Here is a 1,815-nt window from a genome sequence, read left to right on the forward strand (position 1 = left end):
GCGGGCAGGCCCCACACCCCCGCCCACCCCCCGGGGCCCCCGCCCGCCGCACCCCCGTCCGGGCCGCCGCCGGCCGGCGCCGACCGCCCGGACGGCCGCCTCCCGCCACGCCGGGAGGCGGTCCACGCCTCGGCGGGGCTCCCGTCAGACCTGGGCGAGGTTCTTCTCGAACGCGGCCAGGTAGTTGGGCAGGTGGTGGTCCTTGATCCCGTCCGTCTCGGGGGCGAACAGGTCGGCGCGCACGCCCTTGGCGCGGTCCTTCAGCCCGGCGACGAGCGGCATGCGCTCGTGGAGCCTCCCGTCGGCGTCGAAGTGGCGCAGCGCCTCGACGTGCGTGAAGACCGGCTCCGGCGGGAGCTGCGGGACGATGTCGTTGTTGTTGACGAAGCGGTAACAGCGGTTCCTGAAGGCCGTGTTGTGGGCGCCCGCGAGCAGCCGCTCGCAGGTGCGGGGCTGGCCGAAGGTGTAGACGCCGTCGGGCAGCAGCTGCGGCGCCTCGAAGTACCAGCGGGCGCCGGCCAGCATGGCGAGCGCGCCACCGAGGCTGTGGCCGGTGAACCAGACCGTCTGATCGTCCGTGCGCAGGTCGCGGACGGTGTCGCGGATCTGCGGGTAGACGGACTGCAGGGCCTGGTGGAAGCCGTAGTGCACGAAGCCCTTGTTCGCCGGGCCGGGGACGGGCGGGGTGCTGACGTCGCTGAGCCAGTCACGGATCTTCAGCACCTCGGTGCCCCGGAATCCGGCGACGATCATGCGGTCGCCGGCCATGACGTAGGCCTGGGTGTCCTCGATCGGGAACGGCATCCGGTGCGTCGACTCGAAGTGCCGTACCTCGTCGAAGCCCCAGGACCGGGCCGTCTCCTTGATGCCGGCCCGGTCCAGCGAGGCCAGTCCGGCGGCCTGCGCCATCCAGTAGGCGTGCGGGAGGGAGTAGCCGGTCGTCGAGTGGTCCAGGGCGGGGATGGCCATCGGTGTCCTCCGGGGAGCGGGCCTCAGTGGGCCTCAGCGGGTCGCCCAGCAACCTAGCGCCGCACACGGACGAACACGAACCGTCCGGCTCCGGAACCACCCGTACGGCCGCGCCCTCGTCAACCGGCCGTCCCTCCGGGCCAGGCGCCCCGGGCGGCCAGGCCGAGGACCAGCGCGGCGATGTTCCAGGCGTCGTCCTCGCCGCTGTGGTGGCGTCCTTCGAGCGGCAGCCCGGCGATCTCCAGGGCCTGGGCCATCCCGGGGCGCTTGCGCAGCCCGTGTGCCTCGGTGAACACCGCCTTGGCGTTGGTGTGCCGGTGCCCGAAGGGGTACGCGGTGCCGGTGGCCTTGCACTGCCGGGTGAACTGTTTCCGGTCGTAGTCGCCCCAGCTCGCCCACGGCAGGGCCCCGGCCCGGTGGTCGGCGGCGAGCAGTCGGCAGGCCGAGGCGAAGTCGAGGCCGGTGTCGACCTCGGCCTGGGTCAGCCCGGTGAGTTCCGTGCAGAACTCGCTGACGGCGGACCGTGCGGGCTTCACCAGGATGCGGTGCCGCCCGACCCGTTCCCCCGTCCCGAGGTCGACGACGGTCAGCCCGATCTCGATGATCTCGTTCACCGCCCCGGGCGGCGGCTGTCCCTCCCAGCAGGTCGCTTCGACGTCCACGACGTTCAGCAGTCCCCCGACACTCTTCATGCCCCGAGGGTAGGGAGACGACGGCCACCCGTCACCCGGATTTCCTGCCGCCGCGCCCCCCGCCGGGGTGGCACACCCCCCCGGGGCGCCGCCCCCCCGGGCGGGGGGGGCCGGGGCGGGGGGGCCCCCCCGACCGGATCTGAGCGGACGGCGG

The 1,815-nt window shown here is 73.9% G+C and carries 2 protein-coding genes; both read right to left on the minus strand.

Annotation, left to right across the window (positions count from 1 at the left end; genetic code table 11):
* Positions 1-144 precede the first annotated feature (144 nt).
* On the minus strand, positions 145-969 hold the full coding sequence (locus ACFWIC_RS18095) for a lipase family protein (RefSeq protein WP_380519366.1): 825 nt from the start codon (positions 967-969) through the stop codon (positions 145-147).
* A 119-nt stretch (positions 970-1,088) separates the two neighbouring features.
* Positions 1,089-1,661 carry a 3'-5' exonuclease gene (locus ACFWIC_RS18100; RefSeq protein ID WP_329950088.1) on the minus strand — a complete coding sequence of 191 codons (573 nt, stop codon included), beginning with the start codon at positions 1,659-1,661 and terminating at the stop codon, positions 1,089-1,091.
* Between the last annotated feature and the right edge of the window lie 154 nt (positions 1,662-1,815).

This window comes from Kitasatospora sp. NPDC127035, assembly GCF_042726075.1.
Lineage (GTDB): Bacteria > Actinomycetota > Actinomycetes > Streptomycetales > Streptomycetaceae > Kitasatospora.